Source organism: Acidovorax sp. (assembly GCF_027492855.1).
Lineage (GTDB): Bacteria > Pseudomonadota > Gammaproteobacteria > Burkholderiales > Burkholderiaceae_C > Acidovorax.
This window is the reverse complement of sequence record NZ_JAPUDY010000058.1, coordinates 1-21,710: the sequence shown is the minus strand read 5'-3', so window position 1 is coordinate 21,710 and position 21,710 is coordinate 1. Positions and strand designations below refer to the sequence as shown.

General features: G+C 66.3%; 17 protein-coding genes. 11 read left to right on the top strand and 6 right to left on the bottom strand.

Annotated features, from left to right (window positions below):
- Positions 1-20: 20 nt before the first annotated feature.
- The 5 genes from Q0105_RS11300 to Q0105_RS11280 all read right to left on the bottom strand — a co-directional run bounded on the left by Q0105_RS11300 (position 21) and on the right by Q0105_RS11280 (position 4,674).
- The gene (locus Q0105_RS11300) at positions 21-1,313 is read right to left on the bottom strand and encodes a TRAP transporter large permease (protein ID WP_298211794.1); all 1,293 of its coding nucleotides are present in this window, start codon (positions 1,311-1,313) and stop codon (positions 21-23) included.
- A 58-nt stretch (positions 1,314-1,371) separates the two neighbouring features.
- Entirely contained in the window at positions 1,372-1,860 is a 489-nt protein-coding gene (locus Q0105_RS11295) for a TRAP transporter small permease (protein WP_298211793.1), read from the bottom strand.
- A gap of 81 nt (positions 1,861-1,941) precedes the next feature.
- Positions 1,942-2,919, bottom strand: a complete 978-nt coding sequence (locus Q0105_RS11290; RefSeq protein ID WP_298211792.1) for a TRAP transporter substrate-binding protein — start codon at positions 2,917-2,919, stop codon at positions 1,942-1,944.
- Between the two features lie 43 nt (positions 2,920-2,962).
- The gene (locus Q0105_RS11285) at positions 2,963-3,844 is read right to left on the bottom strand and encodes an SMP-30/gluconolactonase/LRE family protein (protein WP_298211852.1); all 882 of its coding nucleotides are present in this window, start codon (positions 3,842-3,844) and stop codon (positions 2,963-2,965) included.
- Positions 3,845-3,855: 11 nt separating this feature from the next.
- Positions 3,856-4,674: an NAD(P)-dependent oxidoreductase gene (locus Q0105_RS11280; protein WP_298211791.1), complete on the bottom strand. Its 819-nt coding sequence runs from the start codon at positions 4,672-4,674 to the stop codon at positions 3,856-3,858.
- Between the two features lie 120 nt (positions 4,675-4,794).
- Here Q0105_RS11280 and Q0105_RS11275 point away from each other — a divergent pair, with 120 nt between their 5' ends.
- The 10 genes from Q0105_RS11275 (at position 4,795) to Q0105_RS11230 (ending at position 19,373) form a co-directional block, all read left to right on the top strand.
- On the top strand, positions 4,795-5,523 hold the full coding sequence (locus Q0105_RS11275; protein WP_298211790.1) for a FadR/GntR family transcriptional regulator: 729 nt from the start codon (positions 4,795-4,797) through the stop codon (positions 5,521-5,523).
- 280 nt (positions 5,524-5,803) lie between these two features.
- Complete coding sequence (locus Q0105_RS11270; RefSeq protein WP_298211789.1) at positions 5,804-7,243, top strand: aldehyde dehydrogenase family protein; 1,440 nt, start codon at positions 5,804-5,806, stop codon at positions 7,241-7,243.
- Between the two features lie 148 nt (positions 7,244-7,391).
- Complete coding sequence (locus Q0105_RS11265) at positions 7,392-8,750, top strand: SWIM zinc finger family protein (protein ID WP_298211787.1); 1,359 nt, start codon at positions 7,392-7,394, stop codon at positions 8,748-8,750.
- Positions 8,747-10,315, top strand: coding sequence for a DUF5691 domain-containing protein (locus Q0105_RS11260; RefSeq protein WP_298211785.1), 1,569 nt, complete (start codon positions 8,747-8,749; stop codon positions 10,313-10,315). The genes Q0105_RS11265 and Q0105_RS11260 overlap by 4 nt, the downstream gene beginning before the upstream one ends.
- Positions 10,312-11,403: an AAA family ATPase gene (locus Q0105_RS11255; RefSeq protein ID WP_298211783.1), complete on the top strand. Its 1,092-nt coding sequence runs from the start codon at positions 10,312-10,314 to the stop codon at positions 11,401-11,403. Before Q0105_RS11260 ends, Q0105_RS11255 begins: the two co-directional genes overlap by 4 nt.
- Before the next feature lie 13 nt (positions 11,404-11,416).
- Positions 11,417-13,753 carry a DUF5682 family protein gene (locus Q0105_RS11250; protein ID WP_298211780.1) on the top strand — a complete coding sequence of 779 codons (2,337 nt, stop codon included), beginning with the start codon at positions 11,417-11,419 and terminating at the stop codon, positions 13,751-13,753.
- The gene (locus Q0105_RS11245; RefSeq protein ID WP_298211778.1) at positions 13,750-14,976 is read left to right on the top strand and encodes a VWA domain-containing protein; all 1,227 of its coding nucleotides are present in this window, start codon (positions 13,750-13,752) and stop codon (positions 14,974-14,976) included. The genes Q0105_RS11250 and Q0105_RS11245 overlap by 4 nt, the downstream gene beginning before the upstream one ends.
- A gap of 139 nt (positions 14,977-15,115) precedes the next feature.
- A complete protein-coding gene (locus Q0105_RS11240) occupies positions 15,116-15,475 on the top strand; it encodes a DUF2946 family protein (protein ID WP_298211776.1) in 360 nt (119 codons plus the stop codon).
- 116 nt (positions 15,476-15,591) lie between these two features.
- Entirely contained in the window at positions 15,592-17,826 is a 2,235-nt protein-coding gene (locus Q0105_RS11235) for a TonB-dependent receptor (protein ID WP_298211774.1), read from the top strand.
- Between the two features lie 17 nt (positions 17,827-17,843).
- The gene (locus Q0105_RS11230) at positions 17,844-19,373 is read left to right on the top strand and encodes a PepSY-associated TM helix domain-containing protein (RefSeq protein WP_298211772.1); all 1,530 of its coding nucleotides are present in this window, start codon (positions 17,844-17,846) and stop codon (positions 19,371-19,373) included.
- 59 nt (positions 19,374-19,432) lie between these two features.
- On the opposite strand, the gene Q0105_RS11225 is transcribed toward Q0105_RS11230, so the two are convergent.
- Positions 19,433-21,067: an iron ABC transporter permease gene (locus Q0105_RS11225; RefSeq protein ID WP_298211770.1), complete on the bottom strand. Its 1,635-nt coding sequence runs from the start codon at positions 21,065-21,067 to the stop codon at positions 19,433-19,435.
- A 123-nt stretch (positions 21,068-21,190) separates the two neighbouring features.
- Here Q0105_RS11225 and Q0105_RS11220 point away from each other — a divergent pair.
- Positions 21,191-21,710 (top strand): ATP-binding cassette domain-containing protein (locus Q0105_RS11220; protein ID WP_298211768.1); only part of this gene is annotated, 520 nt, incomplete at its 3' end.

Here is a 21,710-nt window from a genome sequence, read left to right as displayed (position 1 = left end):
TCGGGTGTTGCACCGCATGATCATCCACCAGACCTAAGTACCAGGTCGGGCAGCCACATGGAGAACTGCGGCACGTAGGTCACAAGCATCAGCGCCACTATGAGCGCGCTGTAAAACGGCCAGATGGTCTTCATTACCTCGCCGACGGAGATACCGCCAATGGTGCAGCCGATGAACTGTGTAGTGCCAACGGGCGGCGTGTTCAGGCCCAGCGCGCAGTTGATCAGAATCACAATGCCGAATTGCTCAGTGCTCATACCGAACTGCTGACAGATGGGCAGGAAGATCGGCGTGCAGATCAGGATGGTGGCCGCCATGTCGAGGAACGTGCCCAGGATGAATAGGATGATGTTCACACACAGGAAGATGACCCAAGGCGAGGTGCTCATGGACTTGAGGGTTTCGCCGGTCAGTTCTGCCACGCCGTACAGCCCGATGAGGTAGCCAAACATGGACGAGATGCCGATCAGCAACAGTACGGTACCCGTGGTCTTGACGGCCTTGGACGCGGCCTTGAGGAACTGCTCGCGCGTGAGCTTCTTGTAGACGAAGACCGAGAGCAACAACGCCCAGACCACCGCCACTGAGGCTGACTCTGTGGCCGTGAAGGCCCCCGAAAGAATGCCTGCAATGATGATGACCACCACGGCCAGGCCGGGGACCGATGCCCGAAATGAGATCCACACGATCTCCCAGCCGGGGAAGGTGCCCGCGGGGTAGCCGCGTTTGACAGCCACCAGGTAGGCAGCCAGTAGGTTACACACCGTGAGCAGCAGCGCGGGCACGATGCCGGCGAGGATCAACGCCGCGATGCTCACCTTGCCGCCGGCGGCCAGCGTAAAGATGATGAGGTTGTGCGAAGTGGGCATGAGCGCACCAACCAGCGAGGCGTGGGTCGTCACGTTCACTGCGTAGTCCGCATGGTAGCCCTCTTTCTTCATCTGCGGGATGAGCACAGCGCCCATGGCAGACACGTCGGCCACGGGCGATCCCGAGACGCCGCCGAACAGAGTGCAGGCGAGCACGTTGCTCATGCCAAGGCCGCCACGCACGTGGCCAGCCACACTCTTGGCGAAGACCACGATGCGGTCGGCGATGCCGCCGTACATCATGATTTCCCCCGCAAAGATGAAGAACGGAATCGCCAAGAACGAGAACGGGTTCATGCCCGAAATCATCTGCTGGAAGCCCACGGCCAGCGGCAGACCTTCGTAGAGGATGGTGGCCAGCGACGACAGACCGATCGAAAAGGCCACGGGTACGCCCAGCAGCAGCAAAAGCGTGAAGGTCACGCAGAGGATGGTCAACGCCATGATGGTGGAATCTTTGTGAGGACGTTAGGGTGGGGAAGTCAGGCAGGCACGGAAACGCTCAATGCCAGGCCGGTTCGACCTCAACGCCGCGCAGGATGGCGATGATGTGCTCCAGTGAGAACATGGCCACCAGCACTCCAGCCATCGCAGGCGGAACGTACTTGAAGGCTTCGGAGATACCGAGCGTAGGGATCTTGTAAGGCGCGACCGATTCGGCCAGGACGCCGCAGTTCCAGGCCATGACAATGCCGAACAACAGCACCAGCGCATGAATCAGCAGTTCGAGCTTGACGCGCAGCCAGTCGGGCGCCAACACCAGGAAAGATTCGAGTCCGATGTGGCCTGCGTCACGCACCCCCACCGCCATGCCCAACATCGTCACGTAGAGCACAAGCAGCACGGCGCCGCTCTCAGCCCAAGTCGGCGTGTCGTTAAACACGTAGCGACCGATGACCTGGTAGAGCACCGCGCAAACCAGCAAAACGAGCCCCCCTACCCCAAGTTGCAGGCAGGAGCGCGCAATGAAAGCGCAGAGTCGCGTATACATAGTGGACATTCAAAAAACAGGAGATGGGAAGACGGCGGGCTACGTCCTGTGTGGTGCCTACCCCTGGGAACATCGTTCTTATTACTTCACCGCGTCAATCCGCTTGACCATGTCTTGCAGCTTGGGGTCTTTCAAGAACTTTTCATACACGGGCTTCATGGCGGCCTTGAACGCGACCTTGTCGACCTCCACGATCTGTGCACCGGCAGCCTTCACGGTGGCCAAGGATTTTTCTTCACGCTCGTCCCAGATCTTGCGCATGAAACCCACCGACTCCTTGGCTGCAGCACGGATGGCCTTTTGCTCGTCGGCGCTCAGGGTGTCCCATACGCGCTTGGAGAACATCAGGATCTCGGGCGCCATCGAATGCTCGGTTTTGTTGAAGTACTTGGCAACTTCAAAATGGCGTGAGCTCTCGTAGCTGGGATAGTTGTTTTCGGCGGCATCTACCAAGCCGGTCTTGAGCGCTGTGTAAACCTCACCAAAGGGCATCGGGGTGGCGTTAGCACCCATGGCTTCGAGCAGCGACACCCACAGGTCGCTCTGCTGCACGCGCACCTTCATACCCTTGACATCGGTCAGTGTCTTGACGGGCTTCTTGACGGTGTAGATCGAGCGTGCGCCACTGTCGTAGAAAGCCAGGCCCACGAAACCTTGCGATTCGCAATCCTTCAGGATCTCGTCGCCGATGGCGCCGTCCAGCACCTTGCGCATATGTTCCTTGTCGCGGAACAGGAAGGGCATGGTAGGCACCATGGTGGCGGGGCAGATGTTGTTCATGGGCGCAACGTTGACACGCGTCATGGCAATGGCGCCCAGTTTGGTCTGTTCGATGGTGTCCTTCTCGATGCCCAGGGAGCCCTTGGCATAGACCTTGATGCTGTGCTTTCCACCCGTGGCCTTGGACAGCGTCTCGCCCATGTGACGCACGGCCAGCACTGTGGGGTAGTCCTCGGGATGGATATCGGACGAGCGGAACTCGGTGGCCTGTGCGGCCAGACTGCTAAACAGTACGCTGGCAGCGATTGCCACGCGGCCAAAGAGGTGTGGAACGTTCATGGTGCTTTGTCTCCTGGGTTGAATGGAGGGTGGGGCGTCGCACTCAGGCGGGCCGGTACGGGACCTCTGCGAGCCCCTGTGCGCCAGGGCGGGTCACGAAGACCGCGCCGCCATGCGCTATGTCATTGCCCTGCGGCTGGCCGGGGCGGATGGAAGTGATGAACAGCAGGCTGAGGTCGGGCCCGCCGAAGCTGCACATCGAAGGCTTGCTGACCGGCACGGTGAGCGAGCGGTCGAGTACGCCTTCGGGCGAGAAGCGGTGCACCAAGCCAGCGTCATTGCCGCAGACCCAGTAGCAGCCGTCGGTGTCGATGGCGGCGCCATCGGGCCGGCCGGGCAGCTCGCGCATGTCTACGAACAGCCGGCGTGAGCCCAGGCTGCCGTCGTCGTGCAGGTCCAGTGACCAGATCTTCTGCACGCTCGGGTGACTATCGCTCAGGTACATAGTGGTGCCGTCGGAGCTGAAGGCCAGACCGTTCTGCGTTACCAGGCCTTCGACCTGGGGCACGGAAAGGCCGCGCGCGTCCTGCCGGTACAGGCCGCCCGCTGGCTGGGCGAGCGCCATGTCGCGCACCATGGTGCCGGCCCAGAAGCGCCCTCGGCGATCGCAGCGCCCGTCGTTGAAGCGCATGCCCTCCTCAGGGTGCCGCACGGCCGATATGAGCGTGCTGGCCAGTGTGCCGTCGTCGGCCGGGTGCAGGTGAAAAAGGCCACTGTCCATGCCAGCGATGAGCCCGCCACCGGCATGCAGCCCGATGCAGGCCAGCCGCTCGGGCGTAGCCCAGCTCGTGAGTTGCCGGTCGGTCCAGCGCAGACGGCGCAGGGCGCGGCCTTCGATGTCCACCCAGTACAGGGCTTGCTCGGCAGGGCTCCACAGCGGGCTTTCGCCCACCTGATCGCGGTGGTCGGGCAACAGCAGATCCACGGCGCCGTCGCTCACTCGAAGGGCCCCGTGCGCACGAAGGGACCGCCTTGGTAGATCACGGCGGGGTCGGCCATATCGGGCGCGGGGTCGGCCGCCTCCACCTTGGCGCGAAATTGTTCCGAGCTGTCCTGTGGGCGGTAGCCGATGTGGCGGGCCAGCGTGTTGTCCCACCAAGTGGTCGTGTTGTCGCCCATGCCGTAGATGATGCTGTGGCCCACCACCGGCGCAGTGAGGCTGGCAACCACCAGGCGCTCCAGATCGTCGTAGCTCATCCAGGTGGCCAGCATGCGGCGGTTGCGCGGCTCGGGAAAGGAGGATCCGATGCGCAGGCACACGGTCTCGATGCCGTAGCGATCGAAGTAAAAGCGCGAGAGATCTTCGCCGAAGGCCTTGGAAACGCCGTACAGGCCGTCGGGCCGGACGGGGTCCTTGAGGCCAACGACTTCATCCTGCCGGTAGAAGCCCGTGACATGGTTGCTGCTGGCGAACACCACGCGCCGCACGCCCTGCTTGCGCGCAGCCTCGTACAGGTTGTACACGCCGATGATGTTGGCCGGCAGGATGGCGTCCCAGGGCTGCTCAGTGGAGACACCGCCCAGGTGCACCACGGCGTCCACACCAACCAGCAGGCCGTGGATGGCGGCAGCGTCTTCCAACTGGGCGTGGCGCACCTCCTCGCCTGCGGCCTCGGCACCCAAGTCGGCGATGTCAGACAGGCGCAGGGTGGTGCAGTAGGCCTTCAAGCGAGCACGCAGCTCCCGCCCCAAACCACCGGCAGCGCCGGTGAGCAGCAGACGATTGAAACGGATCGGGGTCGGATGGCTGGGCATGGCAATCGAGAATGTTCTTGGTACAGTGTGGAGCACACAGTTGCATGTCATCGGTTGTCATACAACGAAAACAATGTACTCCCAAGAACCCCCTGGATCACATAGGGATAACACCAAGAAATGAACACCGCCGTCGCCCTCCGCCGCAAGCCCCGCACCCTGGCCCTGGAACTGGTCGAATCTTTGGGCGACCGCATCCGCGATGGCCGACTGGGACTGGGCGACAAGCTGCCCACCGAGGCGGCCATCATGGCGGAGTTCGAAGTGAGCCGAACCGTGGTACGCGAGGCCATCTCCAAGCTTCAGGCCTCGGGGCTGGTGGAGACGCGCCATGGCATCGGCACCTTCGTGCTGGGCCTGGGCCAGGCACCGGGCTTCAAAATCACGGCCGACCAGTTCAGCACCTTGCGCGACGTGATCGCGGTGCTGGAGTTGCGCATCGGCGTCGAGACCGAGGCCGCCGCGCTGGCAGCCCAACGCCGCACCGACGCCAACATCGCCGCCATGCGTGCGGCGCTCGACGCCGTGGCGAAGGCCGTGGACGAGGGGCGCGATGCCGTATCAGCGGACTTTCAGTTTCACCTGGAGGTGGCGCGCGCCACGCAGAACAGCCACTTTGCCGAACTCATGGGCACCCTGGGCAGCATGATCATTCCGCGCGCCCGGCTGAACACCGGCGATGGCACCCACGATGACCTGCGCCGGTACCTGCTTCGCGTGAACGGCGAGCACGAAAGCATCTACGACGCCATCGTGGGCCAAGACCCCGACGCCGCCCGCGCCGCCATGCGCACCCACCTGGCCAACAGCCGCGAACGCCGCCGCCGCGCCCAGGCCGAAGCAGGCTGAGCCAAACCCCCACCGGCGAGCCCGCAACACCGAACGGCCAGGGCTGCGGGCGAAGCGCCTGCACAGCGCTCCCCTGCCCGCTGCATCTACCGGGCCAACAAAATGGTCTGGATAGATTTCTATATATGTTGTACGATGACATACAACATTTGTTCATTTTTTGAAGAACGAGGAACGCTGGATTCATCCCACGGGCCATGCGCATGCGCCCAGAACCCTGCCCCATTCCTCCCTGGCTTCTTTCATCTTTCAGCCACCTACCTTTCCCGAGCACACACCCATGCATGCAAACCTGATTGGCGGCGCCTGGACCGACGGCGTCCGCACCTACCAGAACACCAACCCGTCCGACACGCGCGACGTGATCGGCGACTACGCCGTAGCCAGCCGCGAGCAGGCGCTGACTGCCGTAGCGGCAGCGCACGCGGCCTTCCCGGCCTGGAGCCTGTCCACACCCCAGCAGCGTTTTGACATTCTGGACGCCGTGGGCAACGAAATCATCGCGCGCAAGGCCGAGCTGGGCGACCTGCTGGCCCGCGAAGAGGGCAAGACCTTGCCCGAAGCCATTGGCGAAGTGGGCCGCGCGGCCGCCATCTTCAAGTTCTTCGCGGGCGAGGCGCTGCGCCCCGGTGGCGAGCTGCTGCCCTCGGTGCGCCCCGGCGTGGGTATCGAGATCACGCGCGAGCCCCTGGGCACCATCGGCATCATCACGCCGTGGAACTTCCCCATCGCCATCCCGGCCTGGAAGATCGCTCCCGCCCTGGCCTACGGCAACTGCGTGGTCTTCAAGCCCGCCGAGGTGGTGCCCGGCTCTGCCTGGGCGCTGGCCGACATCCTGCACCGCGCGGGCTTGCCCGCTGGCGTGTTCAACCTGGTGATGGGCCGTGGCTCGGACGTGGGCCAGGTGCTGCTCGAAGACGAGCGCATTGCGGGTGTGAGCTTCACCGGATCGGTGAGCACCGGCCAACGCGTGGCAGCAGCCTGCGTGCCACGCGGCGCCAAGGTGCAGCTCGAGATGGGCGGCAAAAACCCGTTTGTGGTGCTCGACGATGCCGACCTGAACGTAGCCGTGGGCGCGGCCATCAACAGCGGCTTCTTCTCCACCGGCCAGCGCTGCACCGCCAGCAGCCGCGTGATCGTGACCGAAGGTATCCACGACCGCTTTGTGGCCGCCATGGTCGAGAAGATGAAGACCCTGAAGGTAGATGACGCCCGCAAGGCCGGCACCGACATCGGCCCCGTGGTGGACGACCGCCAGCTCGCGCAGGACCTGGAGTACATCGCCATCGGCCAGCAGGAAGGCGCCCAGCTCGCCTACGGCGGCGAAGCGCTGGAGAAAAACACCGACGGCGCGCCCGGCTTCTACCTGCGCCCCGCCCTGTTCACCGAAACCACGCCCGGCATGCGCATCAACCGCGAAGAGATCTTCGGCCCCGTGGTGAGCGTACAGCGCGTGAAGAACTACGACGAGGCCCTGGCCCTGGCCAACGACACCCCCTTCGGCCTGGCCAGCGGCATCGCCACCACCAGCCTCAAACACGCCACCCACTTCAAGCGCCACGCCCAGGCCGGCATGGTGATGGTGAATCTGCCCACCGCTGGCGTGGACTACCACGTGCCGTTCGGCGGCCGCAAGGGCAGCAGCTACGGCCCGCGCGAGCAAGGCCGCTATGCGGCGGAGTTCTACACCACGGTGAAGACGGCCTACACGCAGGCGTGAAGCTGCAGGGGGGGATTGCCCAGCCCTTCTGAAATTGAAACAGGATGCATCAATCCGCGCCCTCCCAGGCAGCAAGCGCCTGTCCCGCTTATGATTTCCCGCGCTTTGACAAGGCGTATGACAACAACATGGGAGGGCGGGTAATGGCATGGATCTGACACTGGAAGCGGTGGCTGCACTGGCGCCCGACGACGCCTCGGCCAAAGCGGCCAAAGGGCTCACCTCGGCCGCCAAGTGGCCCACCCTGGGCGCCAACGATCAGGGCGTCTGGGGCGAATGCCAGGGTAGCGGTTCCAAGCCCTACCAGGCACAGGTGGACCTCTCGGGCCCTGCGTTCAAATGTTCTTGCCCTAGCCGCAAGTTCCCCTGCAAACACGGCCTGGCCTTGCTGATGCTGCAGGCCCAAAGCCCTGCTCTTTTCACTGCTTCTGATGCCCCCGCTTGGGTGACTGAATGGATTGCATCACGCTCCGAGAAAGCCCAGAAGAAAGAGGAGCGCCAGGCAGAAAAAGCTGCAGCCCCCGCGGACGAACAAGCGCAGATCCGCCGCGAGGCCCAGCGCTGGCAGCGCATCGAGATTGCTGCGGAGGAACTGCAACGCTGGCTGAGCGACCAGATACGCCAGGGCCTGGGCGCCCTCACCGATGAGGTGCTGAAAACCTGGCAAACCATGGCCGCACGTATGGTGGACGCCCAAGCGCCCGGCCTGGCCCAGCGCGTCCGCGCTGCCGCCGCGGGCGTGCGCCAAGGGGAGAGCTGGCCCGAGCGTACCCTCCACCGACTGGGGCTGTTACAACTCGCCTGTGAAGCGCTACAGCGCCGAGATCACCTCGCATCCGACTTGCAAGCCGAGCTGCGGGCCGTGGCGGGCTGGCCTCTCGACAAGGCCGAGGTGCTGATCCGCGGCGAGCAGGTAGAGGATGCCTGGACGGTGCTGGGCTGCTCCACGGAAGAACGCGACGATAAGCTTACCGAACGCCGCGTGTGGCTGCACGGCCACCGCAGCGGGCGCCGTGCCTGGCTGTGGGACCACGCTTTCGGCGGCAAGGGATTTGAGCAGGCCTGGATCCCCGGCACCAGCGTCAACGCCACACTGGCGTACTTCCCCGGCACCACAGGCCTGCGCGCCCAAACCGTGAACGTGCACAGCGCCCCGGCGGCGCCTGTGTGGCCTCGCAGCACCGCCGCAGACGAGTGGGATGCTGTTGCACGCCGCACCGCAGCCTGCCCCTGGGTGGGCTGGCACCCTGTGGTGCTGCCACAAGCCGTCGTGCACACCTTGGACGCACAACCCGGACTGCTCTGTAACGGCCACTGGCTGCCCATGCAAATCACCAACGAAGACCTGTGGACGCTGACCGCCGCCTCCGGCGGACACCCCCTGAGCGTGGTGGGCGAATGGGATGGCCAAAACTTTGCGCCACTCACCGCCTGGCATGGCGCAAAGGCCACGCCGCCCGCCGCCAGCAACTGCACGGCGCCCGTATGGCAAAGGGGCCAGGCATGAGCGCATCGGCCACCTGGGGCGCCCTGCTCCCCGCCGCCATGGTGGGCACCGAGCGCCTGGCCCTGCCCGCCACCCCTACCCTGCAAGGCCCGGTGGGCGACTTGATCGCCGCAGCCACGGCGCAAAGCACCGACAACGCCACGGCCCTGCTGCGCGCCGCCGGTATCGTGGCAGCATGCAGTCTGGCGGGAGTCCAGGGGCAATCCGCCACCAGCGCACGGGTTTCGCCAGCCCCGGCCGACCTGCGCCCTCCGCTGGCGGCGGGCCCACTGCTGGCCCAATTGCCGTGGGTGATAGCCGAGGGGCCGCACCGGCTGCACCAGGCCGTGTTCCAGGGCCTGGACCGCGCGGGCCTGCAATTGCCGCCGCGTTTTCTGCCTGCGGCACTGGAGCTGGGCCGCCGCTCTGTGGCGTTGCGCCCCTGGCTGGCGCCTGTGCTGGGCGAGCGGGGCCACTGGCTGGCCGCGCAGCGCGAAGAGTGGCGCTACGCCACCGGCGCCAGCGATACCGCGCCGCCTGAAACCCTTTGGAGCGAAGGCAACCTGGAGCAGCGCAAAGCCTTCCTGCGCAGCGAGCGCACGCACGCTGCTGACACCGCGCGCCAGCGCCTAAGCGATGTCCTGCCCGAACTACCCGCGCGGGAGCGGGCCGAGCTGGCCGCCACACTGACCGAGGGCCTGAGCTTGGCCGACGAACCCTTGCTGGACCGCTTGCGCCAAGACCGCAGTCGCGAGGTGCGCTCCGCCGCCCTGGCTCTTCTGCTGCGCCTGCAGCAAGCCGCATTCACCCAGCGCGCAACCACCCGCATAGCGGCGCTGCTCAAGCATGAACGCGCTCTGCCTCTGCTACGCAAGCGGTGGACCATCGACGCGCCCACGGCCCTGCCACCGGATGCCAAGACCGACCACCTGGATGCCTCTCGCCCACAGAACGACAAGCTGGGCGAACGGGCCTGGTGGCTCTACCAATGCGTGGGCCAGGTGCCCCTGGCTTGGTGGCAGCAGCACCTGGAGTCCAGTCCCACCGACCTGCTGGCCTGGGCGCAAAGCACCGAATGGGCGCAGGCCCTGTTGCGCGGCTGGCGCGATGTGCTGCTCAGCACCGCTGACCCGCAGTGGTGCCTGGCCTTCCTGCAGGCCCCGGCAGCCGCACGGCAACTCACAGACACCGACACACTGGTGGCGCTGCTACCTCGCACTGAGCGCGAAGCCTGGTGGAAACAGCAACTGGAGCGCGGTGCAGCAACGCACCTGGGCTCCTTCGCATCGCAGATGCTCGCGGGCTGCCCAGCGGGTGAGACCCTGTCGCAACCCTTGTCGCTGACGGTGGCAGTGCTGCTGCGCGAGCGTGCCCAACACAACACGCTGGCCGACGACTATGGCGTTAGGCAGTTGCTGGGTGAGCTGCTGTGCATCATGCACCCCGAAGCGCTGCACACGCTGGACCCATGGCCCCGCCACGCGGACGAAACCCCTTCCTTTGCCGCCATTGTGCTCGGACTGACTCAGGTCATTGCCACGCAGCGCGCCCTTGTTCAACTATCCACTTCATCTGCCACGCCATGAGCCAATCCGCCACCTCCGTGATGCGCCAGCACGCCGAACAACAGTACGCCGAAGAGCTGGCAGAACTAAAAAAACACGACCAGCGCCAGCGGCCCGAAAACTGGGCGCTTTCGCCTTGGGCCGTGGTGCAGTACCTGATGGGCGCCACGCTGGACAACGGTTTTCAGGTCAGCGCCAAATACATCGGTAGTTCCCGCCTCATGGAGATTGCTGTGGCCACCCTGGCCACCGACCGGGGTCTGCTGCTGTACGGCGTTCCCGGCACCGCCAAGTCCTGGGTGTCCGAGCACCTGGCCGCAGCCATCAGCGGCGACTCCACCCTGCTCATCCAGGGTACAGCTGGCACCAGCGAAGAGCAATTGCGCTACGGCTGGAACTACGCGCAGCTGCTGGCCAACGGCCCCTCTGAAAAAGCCCTCGTGCCCAGCCCGCTGATGCAGGCCATGCGCGCGGGCAAGATCGCCCGCGTGGAAGAGCTCACCCGCATTCCGGCCGATGTGCAGGACAGTCTGATCACCGTGCTGTCAGAAAAAACCCTGCCCATCCCCGAGCTGGGCAGCGAGGTGCAGGCCGTGCGCGGTTTTAGCGTGATCGCCACCGCCAACAACCGCGACAAAGGTGTGAACGAGTTGTCGGCCGCGCTCAAGCGGCGCTTCAACACCGTAGTGCTGCCCGTGCCGGGCAACGAAGACGACGAGGTGGCCATCGTCGTCAAGCGCGTGTCTGAGATGGGCCACGCCCTACAATTACCCGCCGAGCCCCCTGCACTCAAGGAAGTGCGGCGCATCGTACAGATCTTCCGCGAGCTGCGCAGCGGCAAGACCGAAGACGGCAAGACGCAGGTCAAATCGCCCACGGCCACGTTGTCCACCGCCGAGGCTATCTCGGTTATCAACAACGGCATGGCGCTGGCTGGGCATTTTGGCGACGGCGTGCTGCGGCCGCTGGACATGGCCTCGGGCCTGATCGGCGCTGTGGTGAAAGACCCCATACAAGACCAGGTCGTGTGGAACGAATACCTGGAAACCGTGGTGAAGGAACGCGCCGAGTGGAAGGACCTGTACCGCGCCTTCCGCGAGCTGAACTGACGCCCTTGCGCCCATGAGCGAACCCCACTACTTTGGCGTGCGCCACCACGGGCCCGGCTGCGCACGCAGTCTGGTCCGCGCTTTCGAGGCGCTACGCCCCGACTGCGTGCTGATCGAAGGCCCGCCCGAGGGCGACAGCCTCTTGCCCCTGATCGCCCACGCAGGCATGCAGCCGCCCGTGGCGCTGCTGAGCCACGTGCCTGACGAAACCGGTCTCGCCGTTTACCACCCCTTCGCCGTGTTCTCTCCCGAGTGGCAGGCTGCCCGCTGGGCCGTGAGCGCGCAGGTGCCGGTGCGCTTCATCGACCTGCCTGTGGCCCACAGCCTGGCCTTAGAGAAAGCCCGGCGCGAGACCCTGCAGACGAATGACAACGAAACAGCCGCCCCCGGAGATACGCCTGAAGACACTGCCTCACCCGCCGCCGAGACGGCAGTCGAAGAAAGCAACGCAGACACCACCGAAACCCTGCAACAAGCACCCGCCGACGACCCGTTGACCTGGCTGGCCCAGGCCGCAGGCTATGCCGACGGCGAAGCCTGGTGGAACCACATGGTAGAAGAGCGCGGCGATGGCGAAGAGCTGTTTGCCGCCATCTCCGAAGCCATGCTGGCGCTGCGCACCGAAGCAGGCGAACGCCACCGCAGCCCCGAAAGCGACCGGCGCGAAGCACAGCGCGAGGCCCACATGCGACAGTGCATCCGCGCGGCGCAGAAGGAAGGCTTTGAACGCATCGCCGTCGTCTGCGGCGCGTGGCACCTGGGCGGCCTGCAGGCCGCCAAAACCACGGTCAGGGCAGACCAGGCATTGCTCAAGGGGTTGCCCAAGCTCAAGGTGCAAAGCACCTGGGTACCCTGGACCTACCGGCACTTGGCCAGCGCCAGTGGCTACGGGGCGGGAATTGACTTCCCTGGCTGGTACGAACACCTGTGGCTGAGTCACGAAAGCCGCCAGCCCCGCGCCATTGGCTGGCTAGCGCGCGTGGCGCGCCTAATGCGCGAGCGCGACCTGGACTGCTCCAGCGCCCACCTGATCGAAGCCGCCCGCCTGGCCGATGCGCTGGCCGCACTGCGCCAGCGCCCAGCCCCCGGACTGGAGGAGTTGCACGAGGCCAGTCGCACCGTGCTGACCATGGGCGACGAATCAGTGCTGCGCTTCATTGAGGATGCCCTGGTCGTCGGTGACCGCCTGGGCGCCGTGCCGCCCGACGTGCCCACCGTGCCGCTGCAGCGCGATGTGGAACAGTTGCAGAAAAGCCTGCGCCTCAAGCCCGAGGCCACGCACAAGACCCTGGACCTGGACCTGCGCAGCGCCAACGACCTGGCTCGCAGCCACCTGCTGCACCGCCTGAACCTGCTGGAAGTGCCCTGGGGCATGCTGGCCAAGGTAGGCCGGTCGTCACGCGGCACTTTCCATGAGGTGTGGAACCTGCAGTGGCAGCCCGAATTTGTGCTGCGCCTCATTGAGGCCAGCCAGTGGGGCCAGACCGTGGCACAGGCCGCCACGGCGCGCGCCATCGACCAAGGCAAGCAGTCCGAGGACCTGGCCGAACTGTCGGCACTGGTAGATCGCGTGCTACTGGCCGACCTGGCCCCGGCCGTCACCGCCGTCACTCATGCGCTGGAGGGGCGCGCAGCCCTCACCGGTGATGCGCTGCAGTTGCTGGCCGCCCTGCCTCCGCTTAGCAACGTGTTCCGCTACGGCAATGTGCGCCAGACCGACGCCGCCCAAGTGGGGCATGTGCTCGACAGCCTGATCGCGCGCGCAGCCATCAGTCTGCCACTGGCCTGCAGCGCACTGAACGACGATGCCGCAGAGACCCTGCGCGAAAAACTGCTGGCGGCCCACGCCGCCGTGGGCCTGCGCCAGGGCGCCGGGCAGACCGAGGCCTGGCAGCACGCCCTGACGCAGGTAGCGCACCAGCCCAGCGCGCACGAGCTTCTGCAAGGCGTGGCCGTGCGCCTGCTGCTGGACGAAGGAGTCTGGCCGACGGACGAAGTGGCCAACGCCCTGTCACTGCATCTGTCGGCCGGGGCAGAGCTCGCGCGCGCCGCTGCATGGCTCGATGGTTTCTTGAACCGCAACGCCGTGGTGCTGCTGCACGACGCCCATGTATGGCGCCTGGTGGACCGGTGGCTGGCCGGTCTGAACGAAGAGCACTTCGTGCGCGTGCTGCCACTGGTGCGCCGCACCTTCAGCGCCTTTGGCAGCAGCGAGCGGCGCGACCTGGCACAACGTGCCAGCCAGGGCGCCCGGGCCGCCCCCGCCCAGGCGACCAGCCCCACCTGGGACGAGGCCCGCGCCGCCTTGCCCTTGCCGCTGCTGCGCGAAATCATGGGACTGACAGCATGACCCCCGACTCCATCGAACCCGCAGCCCAGACCGAACCCATGGCGCAGCTCTCCCCGGAGGACCGCTTGCGCCGCTGGCGCCTGGTGCTGGGCAGCGAGGCCGCTGCAAGCTGCGGCGCCCTTACCGGCCGCGCAGCCGAACTCGACCAAGCCCTGGCCGCGCTGTACGAGGCCGATGGCCCGGGCGGACTGCAATCGCGCGAACGACGCGGCGGACGGGGCGGCTCGTCACCCAGCGTGGCACGCTGGCTGGGCGACATCCGCAAGTACTTCCCGAGCTCGGTAGTGCAGGTGCTGCAGCGCGACGCCATGGAGCGTCTGAACCTACGCGACATGCTGCTGCAGCCCGAGATGCTGGAGAGCGTGCAGCCCGACGTGCACCTGGTGGCCAACCTGATGGCACTGTCGCACGTGATTCCCGCAGGCACCAAGAACACCGCCCGCATGGTGGTGCGCCGCGTGGTGGACGATCTGATGAAACGGCTGGAAGACCCCATGCGCTCTGCCGTGAGCGGCGCGCTGGACCGCAGCCAGCGCAATCGCCGCCCGCGCCACGCCGAGATCGACTGGAACCGCACCATCCGCGCTAACCTGCGGCACTGGCAGCCCGACCTGCGCACCGTGGTGCCCGAGACCCTGGTGGGCTTTGGCCGCAAGGCACGTCGCCCTCAGCGCGAGGTGGTGCTATGCATCGACCAAAGCGGCTCCATGGCCAATTCGGTGGTGTATGCCAGCATCTTCGGCGCCGTGCTGGCCAGTCTGCCCGCCGTGGCCACCAAGCTCGTGGTGTTCGACACCGCCATCGTGGACCTGACGGAACAACTCGACGACCCGGTGGACGTGCTCTTTGGCGTGCAACTGGGTGGAGGCACCGACATCAATGGCGCCGTGGGCTACTGCCAGTCGCTGATCAAGGAGCCGCGCAACACCATCTTCGTGCTGATATCAGACCTGTACGAAGGCGGCGTGGAGGCCAACCTGCTGCGCCGCGCGGCCGAGTTGGTGGACAGTGGCGTGCAGTTCATCACACTGCTGGCACTCAGCGACGAAGGCGCCCCCGCCTACGACCATGCCCTGGCCGCCAAGCTGGCCGCCCTGGGCGTGCCGTCGTTTGCCTGCACGCCCGACGCTTTCCCCCAGCTCATGGCCGCCGCCATCCGCCGCGACGACATCAACGCCTGGGCCGCCACCCAGGGCCTAGTGACCAGCGCCAAGGCTCGATGAAAAACATGTTTCGGTAAAAAATTTGAACCAACTTGGCCTCTATCGCTTGTCCAAAAAGCAGAATTAGCTATATTTTTAGGAGCAAAATCCCATCATTCCTCGGATTCAAGCCATCCTGGGACAGGTATCATCACGCCCCATGACCGCCCCCCGACGACCCTTCTCTGCGCTGCGCCTGTGGGTGCTCGCATGGTTCATGGCGTCGCTGGGTGTGGCCATCGCTTCGCCACTGGTTCACCCCCAGTCCTTCGAGGTGATCTGCTCGGGCACGGGCAGCATCAAGCTGCTGGTGCAGACCGACGATGGCACCGTGGAAATGGGCGCGATGGGCATGGACTGCCCTTTGTGCGCCACCCCTGGCGCACCGCCCCCGGCGCCTGCAGCAGCCTCGCTGTTGCCTCACCCGCTGGCGCATGCGCTGCAGCCGGTGGAGGCCGCCCGCATTGCTGCCGCCACGGCAGCCCCCTTGCCCGCACGCGGGCCCCCTGCACGCTCTTGAACTGACTCGCCATTGCAGCGCCCGGCACCTGGTGGGCAGGTGCTGCATTTCCCCCGTCTGTGTGAAAGACCGCGCGCCATTTTGCAGGCGCCGCTGTCCGTTCGAGAGCTTTTTTCATGTCCCGTTCCTCCTTGCGCCGCGCTGCGGCTGCGCACGCCTGCGCCCCCGGCCTGCGTCACCCTGCTTTTCCTTTGTCTCCCCTGTGCGCTGGCGTACTGGCCGCCCTGGCGCTGGCGCCCCTGGTGGCCCAGTCGCAAACCACCACAACGCCCACTTTGACAGCGGTGGACGTGGTAGATGCAGCCCCCGCCGCCAATGGCAAGCTGCGCCTTGACACCCCCATCGACACCGGCAGCCGCCTGGGCCTGACGGCGCGCGAAAACCCTGCATCCGTCACCGTGGTGGACCGCGCCACCATCGATGCGCGCGGTGCGCAGGACACGCAGGAGATCCTGCGCGCCATCCCCGGCGTTACGGCCCACAACGCACCCGGCTCCATGGCCGCCAGCTACCGGGGCTTTACCAGCAACTCGGTGGCCCAGCTCTACAACGGCATCAACCCACAATACGGCAGCGCCACGCGCGCGGTGGACAGCTGGATCTACGACCGCGTCGAGGCCATCGGCGGTGCGTCGAGCTTTCTGTTTGGATCGGGCGGCGTGGGCGGCTCGATCAACTACATCACCAAGACGGCCGAGCGCAGCGACTTTGCCGAAGGCCAGGTGCGCCTGGGCTCGTACGACCTGAAGGAAGTGTCCGTGGGCCTGAACCGGCGCATTGCCGGCGGCAACGGCAGCGCCGCGCCCGCCCACTACGCGCGCATCGACCTCAACCACCGCAACGAGGGCAGTTGGACCGAAGGCACCAAAACGCAGGCCACACAGCTGGCCACCTCGCTGTTGTCGGACCTGGGCAGCGGCTTCACCCACACACTGGCCTACGAATACCAGAAGGACCATGTGGACCGCCCCTACTGGGGCACGCCGGTGCTGAACCCCGCCGTGGGCGCGCTGACCATTGACCCGGCCACGCGCTTCAAAAACTACAACAGCGCCGACGGCATGTACGAGCACCGCGTGCAGTGGTTGCGCTCGGTGGCGCAGTGGCGCGTATCGGATGCGCTGCAGCTCAAGAACACGCTGTACGCCTACGACGCGCTGCGCGACTACCGCAATGTGGAGATCTACACCTTCAACGCCGCCAACACGGCCGTGACACGCACCGCGCCCTTTTTGCAGCGCCACGACCAACAACTGGTGGGCAACCGCCTGGAAGGCACCTACCAAGGGCAGATCGCAGGCCAAAGGAGCGACTGGGCATTTGGCCTGGACGTGAGTGTGAACAAACAGACGCGCTTCCCGCAGTCGTCCTCCGCCGTCGTGAGCACCGTCAACCCGTACCACTTTGGCACCGAGAATTTCTTCGACGTTCCCGGCATGTCGCCCGTTCTGAGCCCGGACAAGAACAACAAGATCACCACCACCGCGCTGTACGTCGAGAACCGCACGGCGGTAGCCTCGGGGGTGAACGTCATCACCGCGCTGCGCCACGAGTGGATTGACCTTGACCTGGTCAACCGCCGCGCCATCACGGCCACCGCGCCCGCCACCTTCAGCCGCAGCTACCACCCCACCACCGGCCGCATGGGCGTGGTGTGGAGCATTGCGCCCGGCGCCAACCTGTACGCGCAGGCCTCCAACGCGGCAGACCCGCCATCGGGCTCGCTGGCATCGGCCTCGTTTACCGATGTGCGCAACAACAGCGCGCTGACCACCGGCCGCCAGGTCGAGGTGGGCAGCAAGTTCGACTTCTGGGACGGCAAGGGCAGCGCCACCGTGGCTGCGTTTGAGATCCGCCGCAAGAACATCGCCACACAAAATCCGGCCAACCCCAACGTCATCGTGCTGGTGGGTGAACAGTCGTCCAAGGGCGTCGAGTTGTCGGCGGGTATCCGTCCCACGCCGCAATGGCAGTTGCAGGGCAACCTGTCGCTGATCCGCGCGCGGTATGAGAACTTTGTGCAAGGTGGTGTCTCGCGCGCGGGCAACGTGCCCCAGTTGGTGCCACAAACCGTCGCCAACCTGTGGGCCTCGTACGCCATCACGCCCACCGTCACCGCCAGCGCCGGGGTGCGCCATGTGGGCAAGGTGTATGCCAATGCGGCCAACTCCAAGTTCTGGCCCTCGTACACGCTGCTGGACCTGGGCCTGGCGTGGAAGGTCAACAAGACCACCACCCTCACCGGCCGCATCCGCAACGCCACCGACCGCATCTACGCCGCCGAGGCACGCGACCAGGTGTACCTGGGCGCGCCACGCACGCTGGACGTGACGCTGCACACCGCGTTCTGACGCCGGGAGACACAGGCATGCCACACGCCAAGCGCTGGCTGTACCTCGTCCACCGCTGGATGGGCGTGGTGCTGTGCGCCTTTTTTGCCATGTGGTTCCTCTCGGGCGTGGTGATGATGTACGTGGGCTACCCCAAGCTCACGCAGGCCGAGCGCCTGGCCCACCTGCCGCCGCTGCGCACGGCCCCGGTGGGGCTGGAGCCCGCGCAGGCCTTGCGCGCCGCAGGCATTGAAGGCCCGCTGGCGGACCTGCGGCTGGCCGTGGCCAGCGGTGGGAGTGCGGTGTACCTCGCCCTGCCGCAGCAGGAGGGCGGCCCGCGCAAGCGCACTGCGGCCACGGTGATCGACGCCCACACCGGCGAGGTGCTGCGCGGGGTGGATGCTGCGCACGCCACTGCATCGGCCCAGGCCTTTGCGAACGGCCCCGGCAACGCGCCGCAGTACCTGGGCCAGGCGATGGAAGACGCCTTCACCCACTCGCGCGCGCTCGACGCCCACCGCCCGCTGCACCGCCTGGCGCTGGGCGACGGCGCGGACACGGTGGTCTATGTCTCAGGCACCACCGGCGAGGTGGTGCGCGACGCCACCCGCACCGAGCGCGTGTGGAACTACGCCGGTGCCTGGATCCACTGGCTGTACCCGCTGCGGGGCGGCGCCCTGGACGCCTACTGGACCGACATCGTCAACTGGCTGTCCATCGCAGGCATTGCACTCACGCTGACCGGCACCGTGGTAGGCGTGCTGCGCTGGCGCTTCTCAGGCCGCTACAAAACCGGCGCCCGCACCCCCTACCGCAGCGCCATGATGCGCTGGCACCATGTGCTGGGCCTCTCGTTTGCGGTGATCGTGTTCACCTGGGTCTTCAGCGGCCTGATGTCGATGAACCCCTGGAAGATTTTTGACAGCGGCGCCGCGCCCCTGCGCCTGCAGGCCATGCACGGCGGCCCGCTGGCGCTGCCCGGCGATGCGGCCCCGGTGCAGGCGCTGCTGGCAGCCGCGTCACCCAACACCCGCGAGCTGCGCTGGGTGCGCACGGCGGGCCACACGCTGGTGCAGGCGCACAGCCCCACCGGCGCCCCCACGCTGCTGAATGCCACCACGGCAGCGCCCCACGCCTTTGGCCCCGTCGCGCTGGCCGAGGCCGCCACCCGGCTGCTACCCGCCCCGGTGGCGCGCACCGAAACCCTGCAGGCCTACGACCTGCACTACTACGACCGCGCAGCCCACTCCATGACCGGTGGCGGTGAAAAACCCTTGCCCGTGCTGCGCGTGGTGTTTGCCGACCCCGAGGCCACCTGGGTCCACATCGACCCGCACACCGGCGCCGTGCTGGGCCGCACCGACAGCCACCGTCGCACCAGCCGCTGGCTTTTTGGCATGCTGCACAGCTGGGACTGGCTGCCGCTGCTGGAGCGCCGACCGCTGTGGGACATCTTGCTCATCACCCTGAGCCTGGGGGGCGCCACCCTGAGCCTCTCTGGCGTGGTGATCGGCTGGCGCAGGCTGGGGCGCAAGCTTCGCCCTGAAAAGAAAATGCTACTTAATTAATAGCAAATAATGGGATGAATAAAGCGGCAGCCGCCTATTTCATCAAATCACTTGGTGCTTCAGCGGCTGCTGCGCAGCGTGCGGCTGAGCAAAATCACCGGCACCAGCCCCACCGCGACCAGCGCCAGCGAGGGCAGCGCCGCTTCGCCCAGGCGCTCGTCGCGCGCGAGCTGGTAGGCCACCACGGCCAGGGTATCGCTGTTGAAGGGGCGCAGCACCATGGTGGCGGGCAGCTCCTTCATCACGTCCACAAAAACCAGCAAGGCAGCAGCAGCGGTAGAACGCTTGAGCAACGGCCAATGCACCCGCGCCAGCAGCCCTGTGCTGCCCATGCCCAACATGCGGGCAGAATCATCCAGGCTGAGCGGTATGCGCGCATAGCCGCTTTGCATGGACTGCAGCGCCACCGCGCAAAAGCGCACCAGGTAGGCCCACACAATGCCGAATGCCGTGGCGGTGACCAACGCGCCCACACCCCATTGCGGCATGGCCGCCTGCAGCCAGCCCACGGGCAGCAGCAGCCCCACCACGATGACGGCGCCCGGCACGGCATAGCCCACACTGGCCAGTTGCACCACACCGCGCGTCACGGCGTCGGGCTGGCGGCGCACGGCAAAGGCCAGCGCCAGCGCAACGGCCACAGCCAGCGCAGCGGTCATGCCCGAGAGGCGCACGCTATGCCAGGCCCATTCCATAAAACGCTCCCAGGGCAGCACCGACCAGTCGGCCGCCAGCGGGCGCAGCATGAAGATCACCGGCGCCACAAAACCCATGAGCACCGGCACCGCGCACACCGCCCATGCGGCCCAGCGGCGCGCACCGTGCAGCGCCAGTGGCTGGGCTTCGGCCGAGCCTGCACGGCCACCACCCGTGGCAAAACGCATGCGTTTTTGCGCGCGCTGCTCCATGTGCAAAAGCGCCATCACCACCACCAGCAGCATGGTGGCCAACTGCGCGGCCGCCAGGCGGTTGTCCATGGACAGCCAGGCCTTGTAGATGCCGGTGGTGAAAGTCTGGATGCCGAAGTAGCTGGCCACACCGAAGTCGGCCAGCGTCTCCATCAGCACCAGCGCCACGCCCGCCGCCACCGCAGGGCGCGCCAGGGGCAGGGCCACGGCGCGGATGCGGCGGGACAGCGGCGCCCCCAGCAGGCGCGCAGCCTCCATGAGGTGCGCCGTGCGCTCGCCCAAGGCCGTGCGCGCCAGCAGATACACATACGGGTACAGCGAGAAGATGAACACCCACACGGCACCGCCCAGGCTGCGCACCTCGGGCAGCAGGCGGCCTTCTAGGCCGAAGGTGTTGCGTAGCCCCACCTGCAGCGGGCCGCTGAACTGCAAAAAGTCGGTGTACGCATACGCCGTCACATAGGCGGGCATGGCCAGCGGCAGCAGCAGCAGCCATTCAAAGGTGCGGCGACCGGGAAAGTCGAACAAGGTCACGGCGGCAGCGGTGACTGTGCCCACCAGGGCCGCGCCCAGGGCCACCAGCACGCTCAGCCACAAGGTGGTCCACACATAGCCGGGCAACACCGTGGCGGCCATCTCGCGCAGGATGGCGCCCGCCTGCGCATCGCCCTGCCCCGTGGGCGAAAACGGCAGCCACGAGGCCAGCACCGCCAACACAGGCAAGGCCAAAAAACCTGCGAACAGGACCAGGGGGATGGTGCGAAGGGCGAAAGGCGTGCGGCGCAAGGGGGTGGCTCGGCGAAAGGAGAGAAGGGAAAACGCACGCCCGCCCGGACGGCCACCGGACAACGCTCAGGAATGCAAATGCGAATTTTAAGCATTCGCTCCTGCCCCACCTAGAATGCTGGCATGTTTCTAGAGGTTTCCCAACTCGAAGTGCACTATGCGGGCCGCCCGCAGGCTGCGGTGCAAGGTGTCACGCTGGGCCTGCATGCGGGCGATATCGGTGTGCTGATCGGCCCCTCGGGCTGCGGCAAGACGACGCTGCTGCGCGCGGTGGCGGGGCTGGAGCCCGTGACGGGCGGCGAGATCCGCTTGACCAAAAACCTGGTCAGCAGCGCCAGCCTGAGCGTGCCGCCGGAAGAGCGGCGCATCGGCATGGTGTTCCAGGACTACGCGCTGTTTCCTCACCTGCCGGTAGGTCGCAACGTGGCCTTTGGCATCCACCAGTTGCCCAAGGCCGAGCAGGCTGCGCGTGTGGCCGAGGTGCTGCAACTCGTGGGCCTTGAGGGCAGCGAGAATCGTTTTCCGCACGAGCTATCGGGCGGCCAGCAGCAGCGCGTGGCACTGGCGCGCGCGCTGGCACCGCGCCCGCAGCTCATGCTGCTGGACGAGCCGTTTTCCAACCTCGACGTGGACCTGCGCGAGC